Annotated in this window: 13 protein-coding genes; 7 read left to right on the plus strand and 6 right to left on the minus strand. The window is 47.0% G+C overall.

What is annotated here, in order from left to right; translation table 11 throughout:
* Positions 1–8 precede the first annotated feature (8 nt).
* The 4 genes from AAE250_RS03485 to cobI form a co-directional block, all read right to left on the minus strand.
* Positions 9–896 (minus strand): alpha/beta hydrolase, encoded by an 888-nt coding sequence (locus AAE250_RS03485; RefSeq protein ID WP_294601433.1) that lies wholly within the window; start codon positions 894–896, stop codon positions 9–11.
* A gap of 17 nt (positions 897–913) precedes the next feature.
* Positions 914–2905 carry an OPT family oligopeptide transporter gene (locus AAE250_RS03490; protein ID WP_294601434.1) on the minus strand — a complete coding sequence of 664 codons (1992 nt, stop codon included), beginning with the start codon at positions 2903–2905 and terminating at the stop codon, positions 914–916.
* Positions 2906–3027: 122 nt separating this feature from the next.
* Positions 3028–3423, minus strand: coding sequence for a DUF1573 domain-containing protein (locus tag AAE250_RS03495; protein ID WP_294601435.1), 396 nt, complete (start codon positions 3421–3423; stop codon positions 3028–3030).
* 92 nt (positions 3424–3515) lie between these two features.
* Entirely contained in the window at positions 3516–4223 is a 708-nt protein-coding gene (cobI, locus tag AAE250_RS03500; protein WP_294601436.1) for a precorrin-2 C(20)-methyltransferase, read from the minus strand.
* A gap of 126 nt (positions 4224–4349) precedes the next feature.
* Here cobI and AAE250_RS03505 point away from each other — a divergent pair, with 126 nt between their 5' ends.
* The 7 genes from AAE250_RS03505 (at position 4350) to AAE250_RS03535 (ending at position 12445) form a co-directional block, all read left to right on the plus strand.
* Positions 4350–5207: an AraC family transcriptional regulator gene (locus tag AAE250_RS03505; protein ID WP_294601437.1), complete on the plus strand. Its 858-nt coding sequence runs from the start codon at positions 4350–4352 to the stop codon at positions 5205–5207.
* A gap of 89 nt (positions 5208–5296) precedes the next feature.
* Positions 5297–5887 carry a DUF417 family protein gene (locus AAE250_RS03510; RefSeq protein ID WP_294601438.1) on the plus strand — a complete coding sequence of 197 codons (591 nt, stop codon included), beginning with the start codon at positions 5297–5299 and terminating at the stop codon, positions 5885–5887.
* A gap of 4 nt (positions 5888–5891) precedes the next feature.
* Complete coding sequence (locus AAE250_RS03515; protein ID WP_294601439.1) at positions 5892–7247, plus strand: FAD-dependent oxidoreductase; 1356 nt, start codon at positions 5892–5894, stop codon at positions 7245–7247.
* A 342-nt stretch (positions 7248–7589) separates the two neighbouring features.
* Complete coding sequence (locus tag AAE250_RS03520) at positions 7590–8756, plus strand: ABC transporter substrate-binding protein (RefSeq protein ID WP_294601440.1); 1167 nt, start codon at positions 7590–7592, stop codon at positions 8754–8756.
* Positions 8756–9793, plus strand: a complete 1038-nt coding sequence (locus AAE250_RS03525; protein ID WP_294601456.1) for an iron ABC transporter permease — start codon at positions 8756–8758, stop codon at positions 9791–9793. Before AAE250_RS03520 ends, AAE250_RS03525 begins: the two co-directional genes overlap by 1 nt.
* Entirely contained in the window at positions 9786–10805 is a 1020-nt protein-coding gene (locus AAE250_RS03530) for an ABC transporter ATP-binding protein (RefSeq protein WP_294601441.1), read from the plus strand. Before AAE250_RS03525 ends, AAE250_RS03530 begins: the two co-directional genes overlap by 8 nt.
* Positions 10806–10933: 128 nt before the next feature.
* A complete protein-coding gene (locus AAE250_RS03535; RefSeq protein WP_294601442.1) occupies positions 10934–12445 on the plus strand; it encodes a catalase in 1512 nt (503 codons plus the stop codon).
* Positions 12446–12512: 67 nt separating this feature from the next.
* Here the strand turns inward: AAE250_RS03535 and AAE250_RS03540 are convergent, their stop codons facing one another.
* Together AAE250_RS03540 and AAE250_RS03545 are read right to left on the minus strand one after the other, a co-directional pair.
* Positions 12513–14075: an ATP-binding protein gene (locus tag AAE250_RS03540; RefSeq protein WP_294601443.1), complete on the minus strand. Its 1563-nt coding sequence runs from the start codon at positions 14073–14075 to the stop codon at positions 12513–12515.
* A gap of 113 nt (positions 14076–14188) precedes the next feature.
* Positions 14189–16747 (minus strand): DUF4906 domain-containing protein, encoded by a 2559-nt coding sequence (locus tag AAE250_RS03545; protein ID WP_294601444.1) that lies wholly within the window; start codon positions 16745–16747, stop codon positions 14189–14191.

Below are 16747 nucleotides of genomic sequence, written 5' to 3' on the forward strand. Positions count from 1 at the left end.
ATACAGTTTTATTTCTTAGGGGTAGATTCGGATGCAGGAAACACAAGTCCGTCACGCAGCCATTTCTCTAATTCGCCTGTCCATTGGCGCTTGTAGGTGAAGTTGTCGCGGAAGCCCCAACCATGTTCGCCGGTAGGATATACATGCAGGCTGGCAGGAACTTTCTGGTCGCGCAGGGCAAGGAAATAGCCGATGCCATTGATAGGCGGTACTGCGCCATCGTCGGCAGAAAGCATGATGAATGCCTGTGGAGATCGTGGTGAAACTTGTCTCTCAAGCGAATACTTCTGTTCCAGTTCCTGAGACGGATTGGCTCCGATCAGGTTCTCGCGGGAACCTGCGTGCGTAACACCTTTCAGCATGGAGATGACCGGATAGAACAGAATCTGAAAATCGGGACGCGTCTTGTCACTGCTGTAAAGAGTGGCAAGAGAAGCAGCCAGATGTCCGCCGGCAGAAGCTCCCATAATACCTACGCGTGCAGGATTGACACCCCATTCGGCAGCGTGTTCGCGTACAAGGCGGATGGCCTGCTCGGCATCGGAAAGAGGTACCTCGTAGTTGCCGTTCGGCATGCGGTATTTCAGAACTACATACGTGATGCCTTGGGTATTAAACCAGGGAGCCATGTCATGACCTTCATGGTTCATGGCAAGACGCGCATAACCACCGCCCGGGCACATGATGATAGCCATACCGTTCGGCTTTTCCGCCGGATAGACGGTGATGGAAGGATTGACTACATTGGCAACACGTCCGCCGTTCAGGTCTTCTTCCGTACCCGTCAGCCCGTTACTATTAGGGGCACCATTGGGCCATAGAAGCAGCTCAACGGGCTTTTGTGCAGATAACATCGTTGTTACAAATAGGAAAGATAAGATTAAAATCTTTTTCATTGCTTTAATTTTAAAAGTTACTTAGTTTTCATAGAAGCCTTGATGAAGTAGAATATCAGGATGGCATAAGCACCGAGTGCCAGTACTTCAGACCAGGTATTGTTCAGCCAGGCATCGTTCACCAGATTGACCCCTCCGAAACGCATGGCAGCACTTACCACACCCATCAGTGCACCACCGGCAATGAAACCGGATGCAAGCAGCGTACCCTTTTCGCCACGTTCTGCGTTGAGAGCGGCATCTTTGCTGCGGCTGGTCACGTACCAATTGACGGCGCCACCCACTACCAGCGGTACGTTCAGTTCCAACGGGATGAACATACCCAGCGCAAACGCCAGTGCAGGAATCTTGCAGGCATTCAGGATAATAGCAAGTACCGCACCGATAGCATACAGCAACCAGGGAGCACCTACACCATTCATCAGTGGTTCGATAACTGCCGCCATGGCATTGGCCTGCGGAGCAGCCAGTTGTCCACTGGTGAAACCGTATGTTTTGTTCAGGATAATCATTACACCGCCTACGGTGGCAGCAGAAACAATCGTTCCGAGGAACTTCCACGTCTCCTGCTTGGCGGGCGTACTACCCAACCAATAACCGATTTTCAAGTCGGTAATGAACCCACCTGCCATAGATAATGCTGTGCAGACAACACCACCCATCACAAGCGCTGCCACCATTCCTTCCGGACCTTTCAGGCCAACGGCTACCATCACTACGGATGCCAGGATCAAAGTCATCAGCGTCATGCCGGAAACCGGATTGGTTCCTACAATGGCGATGGCATTGGCTGCTACGGTTGTGAAGAGGAAAGCGATGCCGGCTACCAGTAAGATCGCTACTATGGTGTGCAGCAGATTGCCCTGCATAACATCAAAATAGAAAAACAATACCACCAATATCAATGTGATGATAGAGCCGATGGCAATAATCTTCATAGAGATATCCCGTTGCGTACGCTTTACGCTTGCTTCTACGTTGGACTTGCCACCCATTTCTTTTGCAGCCAGCCCTACGGCACTCTTAATGATACCCCATGACTTGACGATACCGATGATACCTGCCATAGCGATACCTCCGATACCGATACTCTTGGCGTAGTACTTAAAGATTTCCTCCGGTGCCATAGCCCCTACAGTTGCAGTGATTTCCGGATTCCACTGATTCAAAACACTGTCTCCAAAAATCAGGGACATACCGGGAATGATAATCCACCATACAGCCAGTGAACCGGCACAGATGATAGATGCATATTTCAGTCCGACGATATATCCCAAACCAAGTACGGCAGCGCCTGTATTAACTTTGAATACCAGTTTCGCCTTTTCTGCCAGCATTTCGCCGAAGCCGCAAACGCGGGTTGTGAAGTTTTCGTTCCACCAGCCGAAGGTAGCCACGATAAAGTCGTACAGACCACCGATGATACCTGCCATCAGCAACGGTTTGGCCTGGCTGCCTCCTTTTTCACCGGAGACAAGCACCTGCGTAGTGGCAGTTGCTTCAGGGAAAGGATATTGGCCGTGCATGTCGCTTACGAAATATTTACGGAAGGGGATAAGGAAGAGGATACCCAGCACACCTCCAAGCAGCGAACTGATGAATACTTGTGTGAAGGTAACAGTGATTTCTTTCGGATAGGTTTCCTGAAGAATATACAATGCCGGAAGGGTGAAAATGGCACCTGCCACGATAACTCCCGAACTGGCTCCGATGGATTGGATGATGACGTTTTCGCCCAACGCATTTTTACGCTTGGCAGCTCCCGACACACCTACGGCAATGATGGCGATGGGGATGGCAGCTTCGAATACCTGCCCTACCTTCAGTCCCAGATAGGCCGCAGCAGCCGAAAAGAGGATAGCCATCAATATACCCCACGTCACTGACCAAGGATTTACTTCTGGATACTTTTTGTCCGGGCTCATCAGTGGATTGTACACTTCACCCGGTTTCAGTTCACGGAACGCGTTCTCCGGTAATCCGGTAATTGGTTCTTCTTCTTGTTTCATGATTTTGCTGTTTTATGTTTATGATTTCACTTTTTGTATCAGATATATCAATTTAAAGTTCAAAGAAAGCAAAAAAAAAGGAGAATTGAAAAATTCTCCTTTAATCTATATCATAAAAACGTTTATTTCGCGTCTTTCGCTGTCATATCCCCTTCGATGAATAGTCTCATCAGTTCTGTTTTGGCATTGGTGCGCAAAGTGATGGACTTCTTGAAGTGTCCGGGATATCTGCCCGTTCCGTTGTAAGTAACCTTTATAGTTCCAGTCTTTCCCGGTAATATCGGTTCTTGTGTATATTCGGGCACTGTACATCCACAGGATGCTACTGCCTGATGAATAACCAGTGGAGCATCACCGATATTGGTAAACTTAAAAGTATAAGTTACAACCGGATTGTTTTCAGAGAATGTACCAAAATTATGTGTGGTTTCCTCAAATTTAATGTCTGCCTGGCCTTGTGCGTAGGCATAACCGATGCTCATTACCAGCATCATCATATAAAAAGCGATTTTCTTCATGTCTTTATCTTTTTTATATTTCAACGGGGGCAAAGGTAACCCATTTTCGGGAAAATAACCTCAATGGTGTGCGAAATTGTATTAAAATGGGCTCAGAAACTATCTATTCGTATGATAAGGAGTGAAAAATAAGGGAAGCGGAGGGTGCCAATCTGCCCGGCATCACTCAAGTACTTCTCATTCGGAGTTCCCACATTCTCAAAGTAGTGATAACTGTATTCAGGATGCCGGCAGATACAGCGGTGGATTTCATCGGTACATTGGGAGAGTTTCATAATGACAATGGCACTCTTTTCGTGTATCAGCTTTTCTATCTCTTCGGCGGTAGTGGTACCGGGAATTACAGTGAGGCGCTCTTCCTGACTGGCTACGTGCAATCCGGCCAGCGCACCGGCAGCAATGAATGCCGGAATGCCTGCAATGTGTTCAACGGGAATGTCGTTTGCTTGCAGTTGCTCATATACATAATATATAGAGGAGTAGAAACCGGCATCTCCCTCTGCGACGATACACACCTTTTTCCCACTCAGGTGGAGTGCGGATGCTTCTGCATAAACCTGCTCGTAGGCGTTAAAAGCCTGTGTGCGCTGTTTGCTCATGGGGAGGGGGAAGCGGCAGATGTTGCTCTCCGGGATGGCAAGTTGCTGCATGATGTCGGCGGCCCGCGAGAGGATTCTTCCGTCTTTTGTATGCGTTTCGGGGCAGAAGATACTGTCGGCTGCTTGTAGGGCTTTCAAACCTTTTACGGTGATTAACTCCGGTTCGCCGGGACCGAGGGATACGAATATGATAGGATGCATTTCAATAAAAAAATTAAATATTAAAAACTAAACATGAGAGATACGGCGCAAAAGTCGGTAAATAATCTGTAGGAAACAAGATATTGTTTATCTTTGTGTGTTTATATCAAGAAACAACCAATGTTTATGGATTATCAACTGAATACCCGACTGAATGGCAATATTGCCATGACTTCCCATTTCCATGAGAGCGCACAGCTGCAACGTGACAATACCTTATATAAATTTATATGGGTGCAGAGCGGCACACTTATATTGGAAGTAGACCACATCCCTATGTGCCTGTCAAAGAATGAAATCGTGACACTGACCCCGCTGCATCATCTGGAAGTAAAAGAAGTGGATGGCGAATACCTCACCTTTGTCTTCAACAGCAATTTCTATTGCATTTACGGACACGATAACGAAGTGTCCTGCAACGGCTTTCTGTTCTTCGGTTCGTCCAAGGTGATGCGGCTGACACTTTCTGATGAGCAATCTTCCAATCTGCACGACATCGTTCGCATCTTCCGCCAGGAGTCTGCCATCCACGACAATCTGCAAGAGGAAATGCTGCGCATTGTATTGAAGCGCTTCATTATTACCTGTACGCGTATTGCCCGCCGCAAGTTTGGCGTAGGAGAGGAAAAAGAGAAGACGTTCGATATTATCCGACAGTTCTATGTGCTCGTAGATCAGAATTTCAAGGAGAAAAAACAGGTACAGGACTATGCCGACATCCTTTGCCGCTCTCCAAAGACACTTTCCAATTTGTTTTCTTCCTGCGGTTTGCCTTCGCCCTTGCGTGTGATTCACGAACGGATAGAGGCCGAAGCTATGAGATTGCTATTGTACACCCGTAAAAGTGCGAAAGAAATCAGTGCCATCCTTGGATTTGAGGACTTGCCGGCATTCAGCCGTTTCTTTAAGAAAATGACCGGAGAAAGTGTTTCGGACTATCGTAAAAGAGCGGAACGGGAAGAATTGCCAACTGTTGCGGAATAATTGCCATTCCGGACATGGAGAAAAACACGGAACTTTGCAGAAACAAAAATCAAGTAGTATTATTTTAATCATTAAAGAATAAAACAAAGATGAAAACGAAATTGCAAAGTTTGTTCGTAGCTGCGTTGACGCTGGCTGCTTCTGTTCAGAAATTGGGTATTAATTTAATCCGTGTTGCTATCCTGGTTATCTTCGTGTGGATTGGCGGTTTGAAGTTTTGGAATTATGAGGCCGAGGGTATTGTGCCTTTCGTGGCAAACAGTCCTTTTATGAGTTTTTTCTATGCAAAGAGCGCTCCGGAATATAAGGAGTATAAACTGAAAGAAGGAGAATTCAATGAAGTGAAGCATCAATGGCATGTGGAGAACAATACGTACGGTTTCTCTCATGGTTTGGGCATTCTTATCATGTCTATTGGTATTCTTACTTTCCTGGGCATTTTCTCTCCTAAAATCGGTTTGATAGGTGCTACATTGGCCATTATTATGACTCTCGGCACGCTTTCCTTCCTGGTGACCACTCCCGAAGTATGGGTGCCCGACTTGGGAAGCGGAGAACATGGTTTCCCGCTGCTGACGGGAGCGGGGCGCTTGGTTATCAAAGATACGGCTATTCTTGCCGGTGCCATCGTTGTACTGGCCGATAGTGCAAAAAGAGTATTGAACCAACTAAAGAAATAGAGTTATGAAACAGTATGATGCCATTATCATCGGGTTCGGCAAAGGAGGTAAAACCTTGGCTGCAGAGTTGGCAAAACGGAATCAGTCCGTTGCCGTGATAGAGCGTTCGGACAAGATGTACGGAGGTACGTGTATCAACATCGGGTGTATTCCTACTAAGACATTGGTACATGCAGCGAAACTGGCCGATAAGGATGCTTCTTGGGATGAGAAACAGGCATACTATCGCCGGGCCATTGCGGGGAAAGAGGAAGTGACCTCTTTCCTGCGCCAGAAGAATTATCACAACTTGGCAGATAATCCTCATATAACTGTATATACGGGCATCGGTTCTTTTGCCGGTCCGGATGTTGTGGAAGTACGGATGGCGGAAGAAACCATACAGTTGCAGGCATCCCGGATATTTATCAATACGGGAGCAGAAACGATTATCCCGCCGATTGAAGGAATACAAAGCAGTCCCAAAGTATATACCAGCACTTCCATTATGGAATTGACTGAGTTGCCTGCCCGTCTTGTCATTGTGGGAGGCGGATATATCGGCTTGGAGTTTGCTTCTATGTATGCTTCGTTCGGGTCGCAGGTGACGGTACTCGAAGGATATTCCGAGTTGATATCCCGCGAAGACCGCGACATTGCAGCCAGTGTTCAGGAGGTATTGGAACAAAAAGGAATTGTGTTCCGGCTGAATGCACGCGTGCAGTCTGTGAATGGTTCTACTGTTGTTTATCAGGATGTGGTGACGGGTGAAGAACATCGTCTGGTAGGAGATGCCATATTGCTGGCTACAGGACGTCGTCCTAATATATCGGGATTGAACTTGGAAGCGGCAGGAGTTGAAGTAAATGAACGCGGGGCTATTATAGTGAATGAACATTTGCAGACAACTAACCCGAATATCCGTGCTATCGGTGATGTGAAGGGCGGTTTGCAGTTCACATATATTTCTTTGGATGACTATCGTATTCTGCGCGAAGATTTGTTTGGGGCAGGAGAGCGGAAAGTATCCGATCGCGATCCGGTAAGTTATTCGGTATTCATTGATCCGCCTCTTGCACGCATTGGGCTGAGTGAAGCGGAAGCCCGTAAGAAAGGATTGAATATAAAGGTAAATAAACTGCCGGTTGCCGCTATTCCGCGTGCCAGGACTTTGGGAGATACCAATGGTGTGTTCAAGGTAGTGGTCGATGCCGATACGGATAAGATTTTGGGATGTACGCTCTTTGGACCGGATTCGAGTGAGGTTATCAACTTGGTAACTATGGCTATGAAAACAGGGCAGGAGTACACTTTTCTGCGCGATTTCATCTTTACGCATCCCAGCATGAGCGAGGCACTGAATGATTTGATGAATTTCTAAGTTCGGCGCCGACTGACCGATAACATAACTTATATATCTTTTCAGGGCTCTAATTTGTATAAATAGATTGATGATAAAAACAATGAAAATACAGCTTTGTAATCTGTTGATTACCAATGTGGTATATTGAGGCTATCTCAGTATACGACAGAGGTACCCTCAGTATACGACAGAGATACCCTCAGTATACGACAGAGGTACCCTCAAGTAACGACTGAACTGTCCTTCTCTCTATCATTGTAAATAATTATGTTTATTGTACGAAATCTGTGCTAAGATTCTTTGCGTATCTCCCCAAAAATGCCGAATATTGTACTCGAATTTTATAAAATCCGAATAATCATGACTCGAATACCTATCGCGGGCATTGTACTTCTATGTATTTTATGTATAACTTCTTGCGGCTCAAAGTCGAAACAAGCTTCCGGTGAACATGCTGCTGCAGATTATTCTGTATCTGCAGCAGATACGGCCGCTACCATTACGCCTGTTTATGCAAAAGGCTATTCTGTGAAATATCTTCCCGGAAACATTCGCTTGGTAGACTTGCGTGATCCTCAGAAAGAGAGCAGTAATACTTTTCATTATGCTTTGGTACCGAAGGGTACGAAACCTGTCGGTATTCCCAATGATTATACTGTCATTGAAACTCCGGTAGAGCATGTCATCTGTATGACTTCCCTGCAACTTTCCAATTTTATTCGTCTGGATGCCTGCGACTATGTAGTGGGCATAACAAGCACGCGCCACCTCTTCAACAAAGAGATGAACGAGCGTTTGAAGTCCGGCAAGACAGCTAAGATCGGCATCGAAGGAAACTTTGATAATGAGGTGATAATGAGCGTCAATCCTGATGTTATCTTCATCTCTCCCTTTAAGCGCGGAGGCTATGATGCCATGCGTGAAATCGGCATTCCTTTGGTTCCACATCTGGGATATAAAGAAATGACACCGCTGGGACAGGCCGAATGGATTAAATTCATCGGAATGTTCATCGGACAGGAAGCAGAGGCGAATGCCCGCTTTGCTGCCATCGAAAAGAGATACAATGAATTGAGGGAATTGGCTGCGGATGTAGAGAAACGTCCGGTTGTGTTCAGTGGCGAGATACGTGGTGGTAACTGGTACGCAGTAGGCGGGAAGAGCTTCCTTGCCGAGCTTTTTCGTGATGCCGGTGCCGATTATTTCTTGAAAGATGATCCCCGTTCGGGCGGTGTTACCCTGGATTTTGAAACGGTATATAGTCAGGCAGAGAGTGCTGATTTCTGGCGAATCGTCAACAGTTACGACGGCACGTTCTCGTATGATGCCTTGAAGTCTCTCGATCCCCGTTATGCCGATTTCCGTGCATTCCGCGACAAAGGGGTTATCTACTGCAATATGCGCGAGCAACCTTTCTACGAAAGCATGCCTATGGAACCGGAAATTGTCCTGGAGGACTTGATACACGCTTTCCATCCTGATTTGTTACCCGATTATACTCCTAAATATTACGCTCGCTTGAAATGATGAAAAGGCCTACACTGTTGTTAATGTTGCTGCTACTGGCATCTATTTTTCTGCTTTTCCTCTTGAACTTGTTATTGGGTTCTGTGCATGTTCCGTTTCGTTCGGTATGGAACATCCTGTGGGGAAATACGGATGATTCCGTCATTTGGCAGAATATTATCTGGAAGTCGCGCGTGCCGCAAGCGTTGACGGCGTTGGTGGCAGGGGCAGGGCTTTCGGTCAGCGGGCTACAGATGCAGACGGTGTTCCGCAATCCGTTGGCTGGGCCGTCGGTGCTTGGCATCAGTTCGGGTGCCAGCTTGGGAGTGGCTTGTGTGGTGCTGCTTTCCGGTGCAATGGGAGGCGTGGCATTGAGCCGCTTAGGATATATGGGAGAAGTCGCTTTGTCAATTGCCGCTATTGTAGGGGCATTGGCGGTGATGGCGCTTATCGTTTATGTGTCTCAGAAGGTGAAGGGAAATGTGACGCTGCTGATCATCGGTGTGATGATAGGCTACGTGGCAAGTGCTGTTATCGGCGTATTGAAGTATTTCAGTGTGGAAGAAGATATCCGTGCGTATGTCATTTGGGGTTTGGGCAGCTTTGCCCGTGTCTCCGGCGACCAGATGATATTGTTTGTATGCATCATGGCAACGCTGCTGCCTTTGTCGTTCCTGCTGATAAAGACAATGAATCTGCTGTTGCTGGGCGATGGCTATGCGCGTAACTTGGGGCTGAATATCAAGCGGGCTCGTTTGCTGGTCATCTCTTGCTCCGGCGTGTTGGTAGCTATTGTAACGGCGTATTGTGGACCGATTATGTTTATCGGATTGGCGGTGCCCCACTTGTGTCGGGCTATTTTCCATACTTCGGACCACCGGATATTGATGCCCGGTACTCTGCTGGTAGGCGCTGCTTTGGCATTGGTCTGCAATCTGATAGCCCGTATGCCAGGCTTTGAGGGCGCTTTGCCCGTCAATTCGGTGACGGCACTGGTCGGTGCGCCGGTGGTGGCTTCTGTGTTGTTTAATAAGAGAAAAGGGGAGATTAATGAATAAGGAAACTATACATATAGAGAATCTTTCTATCGGTTATCCCGGTAAAGGTGATGTGAAGGTGGTGGCAGACGGTATCTGTGCCGGAATTAATGGTGGAGAACTGACATGCTTGCTGGGTGCCAATGGAGTGGGGAAGTCCACCTTGCTCCGTACTTTGTCGGCCTTTCAGCCGAAACTAGGCGGAGAAATACGCATTCAGGGGAAAGAGATAGGAGAGTATACTGATAAGCAACTTTCACGCGTCATCAGTGTGGTGCTGACGGAGAAGTGCGATATCCGTAATATGACCGTAACAGAACTGATAGGGTTGGGACGCAGTCCTTATACCGGTTTTTGGGGCACGCTTTCCAAAGAAGATAAAGCTGTGGTAGACCGTTCCGTCGCTTTGGTCGGCATTCCTCATCTGGCACATCGTATGGTGCATACCTTGAGCGACGGTGAGCGTCAGAAGGTGATGATAGCCAAAGCTCTTGCTCAGGAAACTCCCGTCATCTATCTTGATGAACCCACTGCTTTCCTCGATTTCCCCAGCAAAGTGGAAATGATGCAACTGTTGCATCACCTCAGCCGACAGACAGACAAGACAATCTTCCTTTCTACCCACGATCTGGAACTTGCCCTTCAGATAGCCGATAAGATTTGGTTGATGGATAAGGTGCATGGCGTAACCATCGGTACTCCCGAAGATCTTTCCCTGAATGGCAGTCTCAGTAACTTCTTTGCCCGCAAAGGCATTGTTTTCGATTTGGAAACGGGGCTGTTCCGGGTAGATAATGAATACTCTTCCCAAATACGTCTGGTGGGGCATGGGCAAAAGTACGCTATGGTGCGCAAGGCATTGCAGCGAAACGGCATTCTGGCAAACCGTAACATTGAATCGGACATTTATATAGAAACCGGAGACTTGAAAGGAGGAGAAAACTTTGTGATTCATCTGCCGGGCAAGGAGCCGGTAGAAGTGTTGTGTATTGACGAACTTCTGGAAATTGTCCGCTCTGTAAACAAAGATTAGGTACGTTTGTGATTCCTTGATTATCAGTTTAATATCGCGGTTAAATATCATTAAATACGGGGGCTTTTGCTTTTCTGTTTACAAATAAATTCTATATTTGTAATAATTTCAACTTTAAAAGAAATAGTATGGATAAGCAGAAGAAATTAACAACAGAAGTCGGTGCTCCCGTGTCGGATAACCGTAATGCTCAAACCGCAGGTTCCCGCGGTCCTATCATGATGCAAGATACCTGGCTGATGGAGAAATTGGCCCATTTCGATCGCGAGGTTATTCCGGAACGACGTATGCATGCCAAGGGTAGCGGTGCTTTCGGAACTTTTACAACTACGCACGATGTAACCCGCTATACGTGTGCTAAACTTTTCTCGGAAATCGGTAAACAGACAGATGTGTTCGTACGCTTTTCCACAGTGGCCGGTGAGCGTGGTGCTGCCGATGCCGAGCGTGATATCCGCGGCTTTGCCATCAAATTCTATACTGAAGAAGGCAATTGGGATTTGGTAGGAAACAACACTCCCGTATTCTTTATCCGTGATCCGATGCAGTTCCCCGATTTGAATCATGCCGTGAAGCGTGACCCCAAAACGAATCTGCGTTCTCCGCAAAACAATTGGGACTATTGGACCATGCTGCCCGAAGCTTTGCATCAGGTCACGATTGTAATGTCCGACCGTGGTATTCCGGCGTCTTATCGTCACATGCATGGTTTCGGCAGCCATACTTATAGTCTGATAAATGGAGACGGTACTCGTGTATGGGTGAAGTTCCATCTGCGTACGCAGCAAGGCATCAAGAATCTGACCAATGAAGAAGCTGCCGCCATTATAGCAAAAGACCGTGAAAGTCATCAGCGCGATTTGTTTGAAACTATTGAACGCAAGGACTTCCCGAAATGGACATTATATTTTCAGATTATGACAGAGGAGCAGGCCCGGAGTTATAAAGAAAATCCGTTTGATATCACCAAGACGTGGAGTCATAAGGACTTTCCGTTGATTGAGGTCGGTGTGATGGAGTTGAACCGTAATCCCGAGAATTACTTTGCCGATGTGGAGCAGGCTGCTTTTGCTCCTACGCATCTGGTGCCGGGCATCGGGCTTTCACCGGATAAGTTGCTGCAAGGACGTCTCTTCTCTTATGGTGATGCGCAGCGCTATCGTTTGGGAGTGAACCACGATCAGATCCCCGTGAACCGGGCACGTTGTCCGGTGCATAGCTATCATCGCGACGGTATGATGCGGGTGGACGGAAATTATGGCGCTACCAAAGGCTACGCTCCCAATGGCTTCGGCGAATGGGAGGAGCAGCCCGAATACCGTCATCCGGCTCTGCCCGTAGATGGTGCTGTAGACCATTACAGCCCCTACGAAGATAAGACGGACAATTGCTTCTATCAGCCGGGCGACCTTTACCGCCTGATGGCGGAAGATAAGAAACAAGCCCTTATCAGTAATACCATTGCAGATATTATGCCTGTGACGGATAATGTGAAATATCGTCATGCAGCACATTGCTATCTGGCAGATAAGGATTACGGTACACGTCTTGCCGAAGGACTTCACCTGGATTTGAAACGGGTGGAAGAACTTGCTGCTATGAGTGAAAAAGACCGGTTGTGGGCTACGCGGGATATGTAAAATAGAATAGCCCGGAAAGAGACGCGTCTTTCCGGGCTATTTATTCTATTATAATCGTAGCAAAATGCTACGCATGGTCAGATCCTTCCACCAGCCACTTATCAATATTCCGAGTTTGTTTACTGAAGTTCACGCCAATCTTAAACAACTGTCGGCTGTCCGTCTCGAAAGGTAGTGCATAACGTTTTTCGTTGATTTGCTGCAAGGCCTCTTCGGCAGTGCCGTCCAACTTAAATTCTATTACGTAAATAAACTTATCAGTTTGCAATACGAGGTCGATGCGGCCGTCGGAGGTGTGATACTCCGCTTTTGTGTAGAAGCCCAATAGTTTACAGAGGATAAAGAGTACATTCTGATAGTGAAGCTCAAGTTCACTCACCAGTTCGTATGGAGTATCGGCGAGGAAACTTTGCAGGCGTTTGAAGAACGCATTCAGATCACCCGAACGCAGTTCTTTTACAAATCTTTGTATTTCAAACGGTGCTTCTATTTTATTGAAGCGGGTATAAAAGGGAATCAAGAATTTCAAGAACCCTTCTTCCACTTCCTTATTCGAGAAACCGAGGCGATAGAGACCGAATTCTTCGTCATATCCCTTTATGGTGAGATACCCACTTTGGAAAAGAACAGGGATCGGATCTTCGTCGCCATAGATACTGTTCAGCACATCGGCATCCGTTTCTACATGCGTCATACGTTCCAAGTCATAATGGCTACGCTTTAGTAACTCCACGAGGTAGGTGGGAGTACCTGTCTCAAACCAATAGCTGCCGAATTCTTTACGGTCGAAAGCGTTGAGTAAGCTGAACGGATTGTATATACCGATGGAGTTGTGCGTGAAGTGATAACCGTCGTAATATTCTTTCAGCTTGTTGCAGAACTGTTCATACGTCAGGCCTTGTGCTTCGGCAAATTCATGCATCTCGGGCTCCAAATTGTCATGCAACTCTTGATTGCTGATGCCGCAGATGTCAATGTACTTATTCCACATTGAAAGGTCGTTCAGGTTGTTGAGGTCGCTGAATACACTTACCTTTCCAAACTTCGTGACTCCTGTCAGTATGGCAAACTTGATGCAACCGTCCATCGTTTTCAGTGCTCCGTAGAAAGGCTTCAACGTATTTCGGAATTCCGTTTGCAAAGCCTCGTTGCCGATAGCTTGCAGCATGGGCTTGTCATATTCGTCGATGAGGATGGCAACGCGATGCCCCGTTTGCTCGCAGGCGCGTTCTATGATTCCCGCAAAACGCAGTGAGAAGGAGCGTTCGGACGGATTGGCGCCATAAAGCTCTTCCCATTTGGCCAGTGATTTCTCAAGGATATTGTTGAGGCTTTCTTCAGTATCATACTTCTCTATATTGAGGTCGAGGTGCAGGATGGGGCGCTTTATCCAGTCTTTTTCCAATGTTTCCATCGCCAAGCCTTTGAAAAGTTCCTTCTTTCCTTGAAAGTAGGCTTCAAGGGTCGAGATCAGCAGGCTCTTTCCAAATCGACGCGGACGGCTGAGAAAATAATAGCTTCCCGTCTTCACCAATTGATATATCAAGGCGGTTTTATCAATATAGAAATAACCGTCTTTGCGTATCTTTTCAAAATTTTGAATGCCGATAGGATAAATCTTACTGCTCATAGACTTTTAATGTTAGCTCATTTACGAGTCAAAGATAATTCTTTTTCCTTAACCTCCAACTAATATAAAGAAAGTTTATCCTTTACATAGCACACAGAGTACTCAAACCACTTTTAAGGTTGTTCGCTGTCTTGTACGCAGCGAACGGAGAAACCGTATCCACAGGATATCTGATGCTTAATAGATATCTTGCCACTGGCTATTTGATAGAGGGACATGACACCGACATAGTTCGGCTTATCCGTCGCTCCCCAGAGATATATAGCATTGTTTTTAGTACCGGGTCTGTATAATCCGGTAGTTTTTTCTCTTAATGCGACTCCCGGGTAGAAAGCGGATTTGTCGGAATAATTGTCTTTAGTTTCTCCCGATCCGCCGATATACAGGAAGCCGGAGCCCGGTATATCTGTTCCTGCTACGGATGCCCCACCGTCTGTTGTTATGGACAACATGCTTTCACTATTGTAATAATAGACATTATCATAAGTCGCAAATTGCTCCTCAAAGGTTTCTGAACTGTTACTACTGCCCCATCCTGCAAATAAGCAATATTTGGCACCTTTCCCGCTTATCATTACGGCATTTGTCGGAACTTTCCATCCTTTCGGGCAGGGATCGTAAATAGTCTTCTTTCCCCCTGTTCCCCAGGCATTAGCTTTATTTGTATAAAGTTGTGCGGTTCCTCCGTCTCCAACACGTTTATAGAAAGTTAACGGGTTTTTTATGAAGTTCGCATAAGGTATAATCTCTGTTCCTTCATTAGTTGTACTTGCAGGGTATCTCTTAATTTCTTCCGTGGTACCATCTCCTTTATAGATTGTTTTCACTTCATTCTTGCTGCCGTCAGCCGTGCTGAAGAACGGATCTTTCCTGCCGCCTTGATACAGTAGTCCAAAAGTACGTACTGCATCCAGTCTATTTTTTTGTATTCCCGCTTTGGTAGCTCCCAAGTGTCGATCCATTATCACGCATTTATAAAATGCACCATCGGAGGCTGTCCATGAGATGCCGCCATATACCTGAACCATACCTGCCTGTGTGGCCGCTTGAGCGGCTTTGATGGCGTCTTGTCGGGTAGCATCATTTGTTATTTTGCTTGCATCCACTCCCACAGGTATGTAGTCGCTAATCCAGAGATGCCAGCTCCATACTATTTCGTTGCTGATGTTGTATGCGGCTATCACGGCATTGCCGCCATTCGTCACGGGTACTTTTATGTGTACGCGTGCTTTGTCTGTATCTCCTATATCCGTTGTATTCACTAAGTTTTTATGATTGTTATCATTTGCTACATACCCCATCACCAAGTCGCCCGATGTACCTGCATCTTTGGTTTGCCACAGCACTTTGACGTAGGAGATTGTCTTGCCGTTGATGATGCCTCCGTTCGCTGATACCAGTTCCGTGTTCCATCCGTTTGTCCCCGCTTCGTGTTTGTACGGATTGAAAGATATATTCGTACCGGGTTGCATCATGAAGCAGTTCGATGTCTCCACCAGATTGGTGCTTACTACGGGAATCTGATCTAACAGTTGAATGCGTCCGTCCTCCCGATAATTGGCCGAGTTGATGTTGAGTGTCCAGTTATAATCCGTGTTCTCATACAGGTTGAAGTCCGTGGGCGATTCTCCACCCAGATAGGCGCGGTAGTAAAGGCGTTCCTCAGCTTTGGAGTTATCTACCACCAGCTCTACATACGAAGCCGCGTCGGGTGCATTCTCCTTGGTGCGATAACGGTCGGAAGTGGCTTTGGCCGAAGTACCGCGTGCGTTGGCGGGAATCCATACCGTTTTCTTTCCCGCGTTCAATTCCGCTTCGGTCAGACGATAAGTCTCTACGAACTCTGATACCACGAGAGGATAAGTGGTGCCCCATTTCGTATCTTCTTTGGCAGGGAGGAGGCGGAAATCGGCGGGAACCTGGCAGAGTTTTACCTCTTTCAACCCATAGCCATTAGTCTTAAGTTCTTCGGCCATCGTCCAGTTCACGGTCAGCTTCGTGGCAAGGCGCTTCAGCAGCAGGCGGGTGTCATAGGCTCCGTCGGGGCTTTGCAGCTTGCCGTCTTGCACTTTGACGTGCGGCAAATAGAGGATATAGGGCATTTTGTTCATTTGGCTTTGCTCGGCACCGCTCGTTGGAATTGTGGTTCCGTTAAAGATTTCGCTGTCCATTGTCAGCTTTTGGAAGTTGGAGAAAGTAATATTACTGGTGATATCCTTGGGAACGGTGTTTCCGTTTCCGAAAGCCACCACCACCAGTTGGCAGTCGTCCAGTGGCTCTAACTCAATCTTTAACTTCGAGCCGATGGCAACGTCAGAACCGGACAGGTTATTCGTTTTCTTCAAGGTTTCGCCCGAAAATTGAAAGACGTACAGCTTATACAGAGCATCAGGTTGTGATATTTCCGTTTCCCGTGTCTTTACGGTCGGCGTCAGTTCCGCACTGAACGCCCCGCTCTGCGTTGTTTTCCCGCTGCGTGTGTCGGCTTGCTTCGAGGCGGTATAGCCGTCGTCTTCATCGGCAAAGCCGAACGAGAGTTCCACCTGCACACCTTCTTCTTCGGGAGTTGTCGGAGTCGGGTTTTCTATATTATCTTCACAGGCTGTTGTGCCTGCCAACAATAAGGCGGCGAAAAGCCACTTTTTAAAGTATGTTCGGTAAAGAGGTTTCAT

It is taken from the genome of Bacteroides sp. GD17, assembly GCF_038448625.1.
GTDB lineage: Bacteria > Bacteroidota > Bacteroidia > Bacteroidales > Bacteroidaceae > Bacteroides.

Coding starts and splice junctions, on each gene's coding strand:
- AAE250_RS03540 (WP_294601443.1), bottom strand. CDS start 14,075: ATGAGCAGTAAGATTTATCCTATCGGCATTCAAAATTTTGAAAAGATA.
- AAE250_RS03520 (WP_294601440.1), top strand. CDS start 7,590: ATGACTCGAATACCTATCGCGGGCATTGTACTTCTATGTATTTTATGT.
- AAE250_RS03545 (WP_294601444.1), bottom strand. CDS start 16,747: ATGAAACCTCTTTACCGAACATACTTTAAAAAGTGGCTTTTCGCCGCC.
- AAE250_RS03505 (WP_294601437.1), top strand. CDS start 4,350: ATGGATTATCAACTGAATACCCGACTGAATGGCAATATTGCCATGACT.
- AAE250_RS03495 (WP_294601435.1), bottom strand. CDS start 3,423: ATGAAGAAAATCGCTTTTTATATGATGATGCTGGTAATGAGCATCGGT.
- cobI (WP_294601436.1), bottom strand. CDS start 4,223: ATGCATCCTATCATATTCGTATCCCTCGGTCCCGGCGAACCGGAGTTA.
- AAE250_RS03510 (WP_294601438.1), top strand. CDS start 5,297: ATGAAAACGAAATTGCAAAGTTTGTTCGTAGCTGCGTTGACGCTGGCT.
- AAE250_RS03535 (WP_294601442.1), top strand. CDS start 10,934: ATGGATAAGCAGAAGAAATTAACAACAGAAGTCGGTGCTCCCGTGTCG.
- AAE250_RS03525 (WP_294601456.1), top strand. CDS start 8,756: ATGAAAAGGCCTACACTGTTGTTAATGTTGCTGCTACTGGCATCTATT.
- AAE250_RS03515 (WP_294601439.1), top strand. CDS start 5,892: ATGAAACAGTATGATGCCATTATCATCGGGTTCGGCAAAGGAGGTAAA.
- AAE250_RS03490 (WP_294601434.1), bottom strand. CDS start 2,905: ATGAAACAAGAAGAAGAACCAATTACCGGATTACCGGAGAACGCGTTC.
- AAE250_RS03485 (WP_294601433.1), bottom strand. CDS start 896: ATGAAAAAGATTTTAATCTTATCTTTCCTATTTGTAACAACGATGTTA.
- AAE250_RS03530 (WP_294601441.1), top strand. CDS start 9,786: ATGAATAAGGAAACTATACATATAGAGAATCTTTCTATCGGTTATCCC.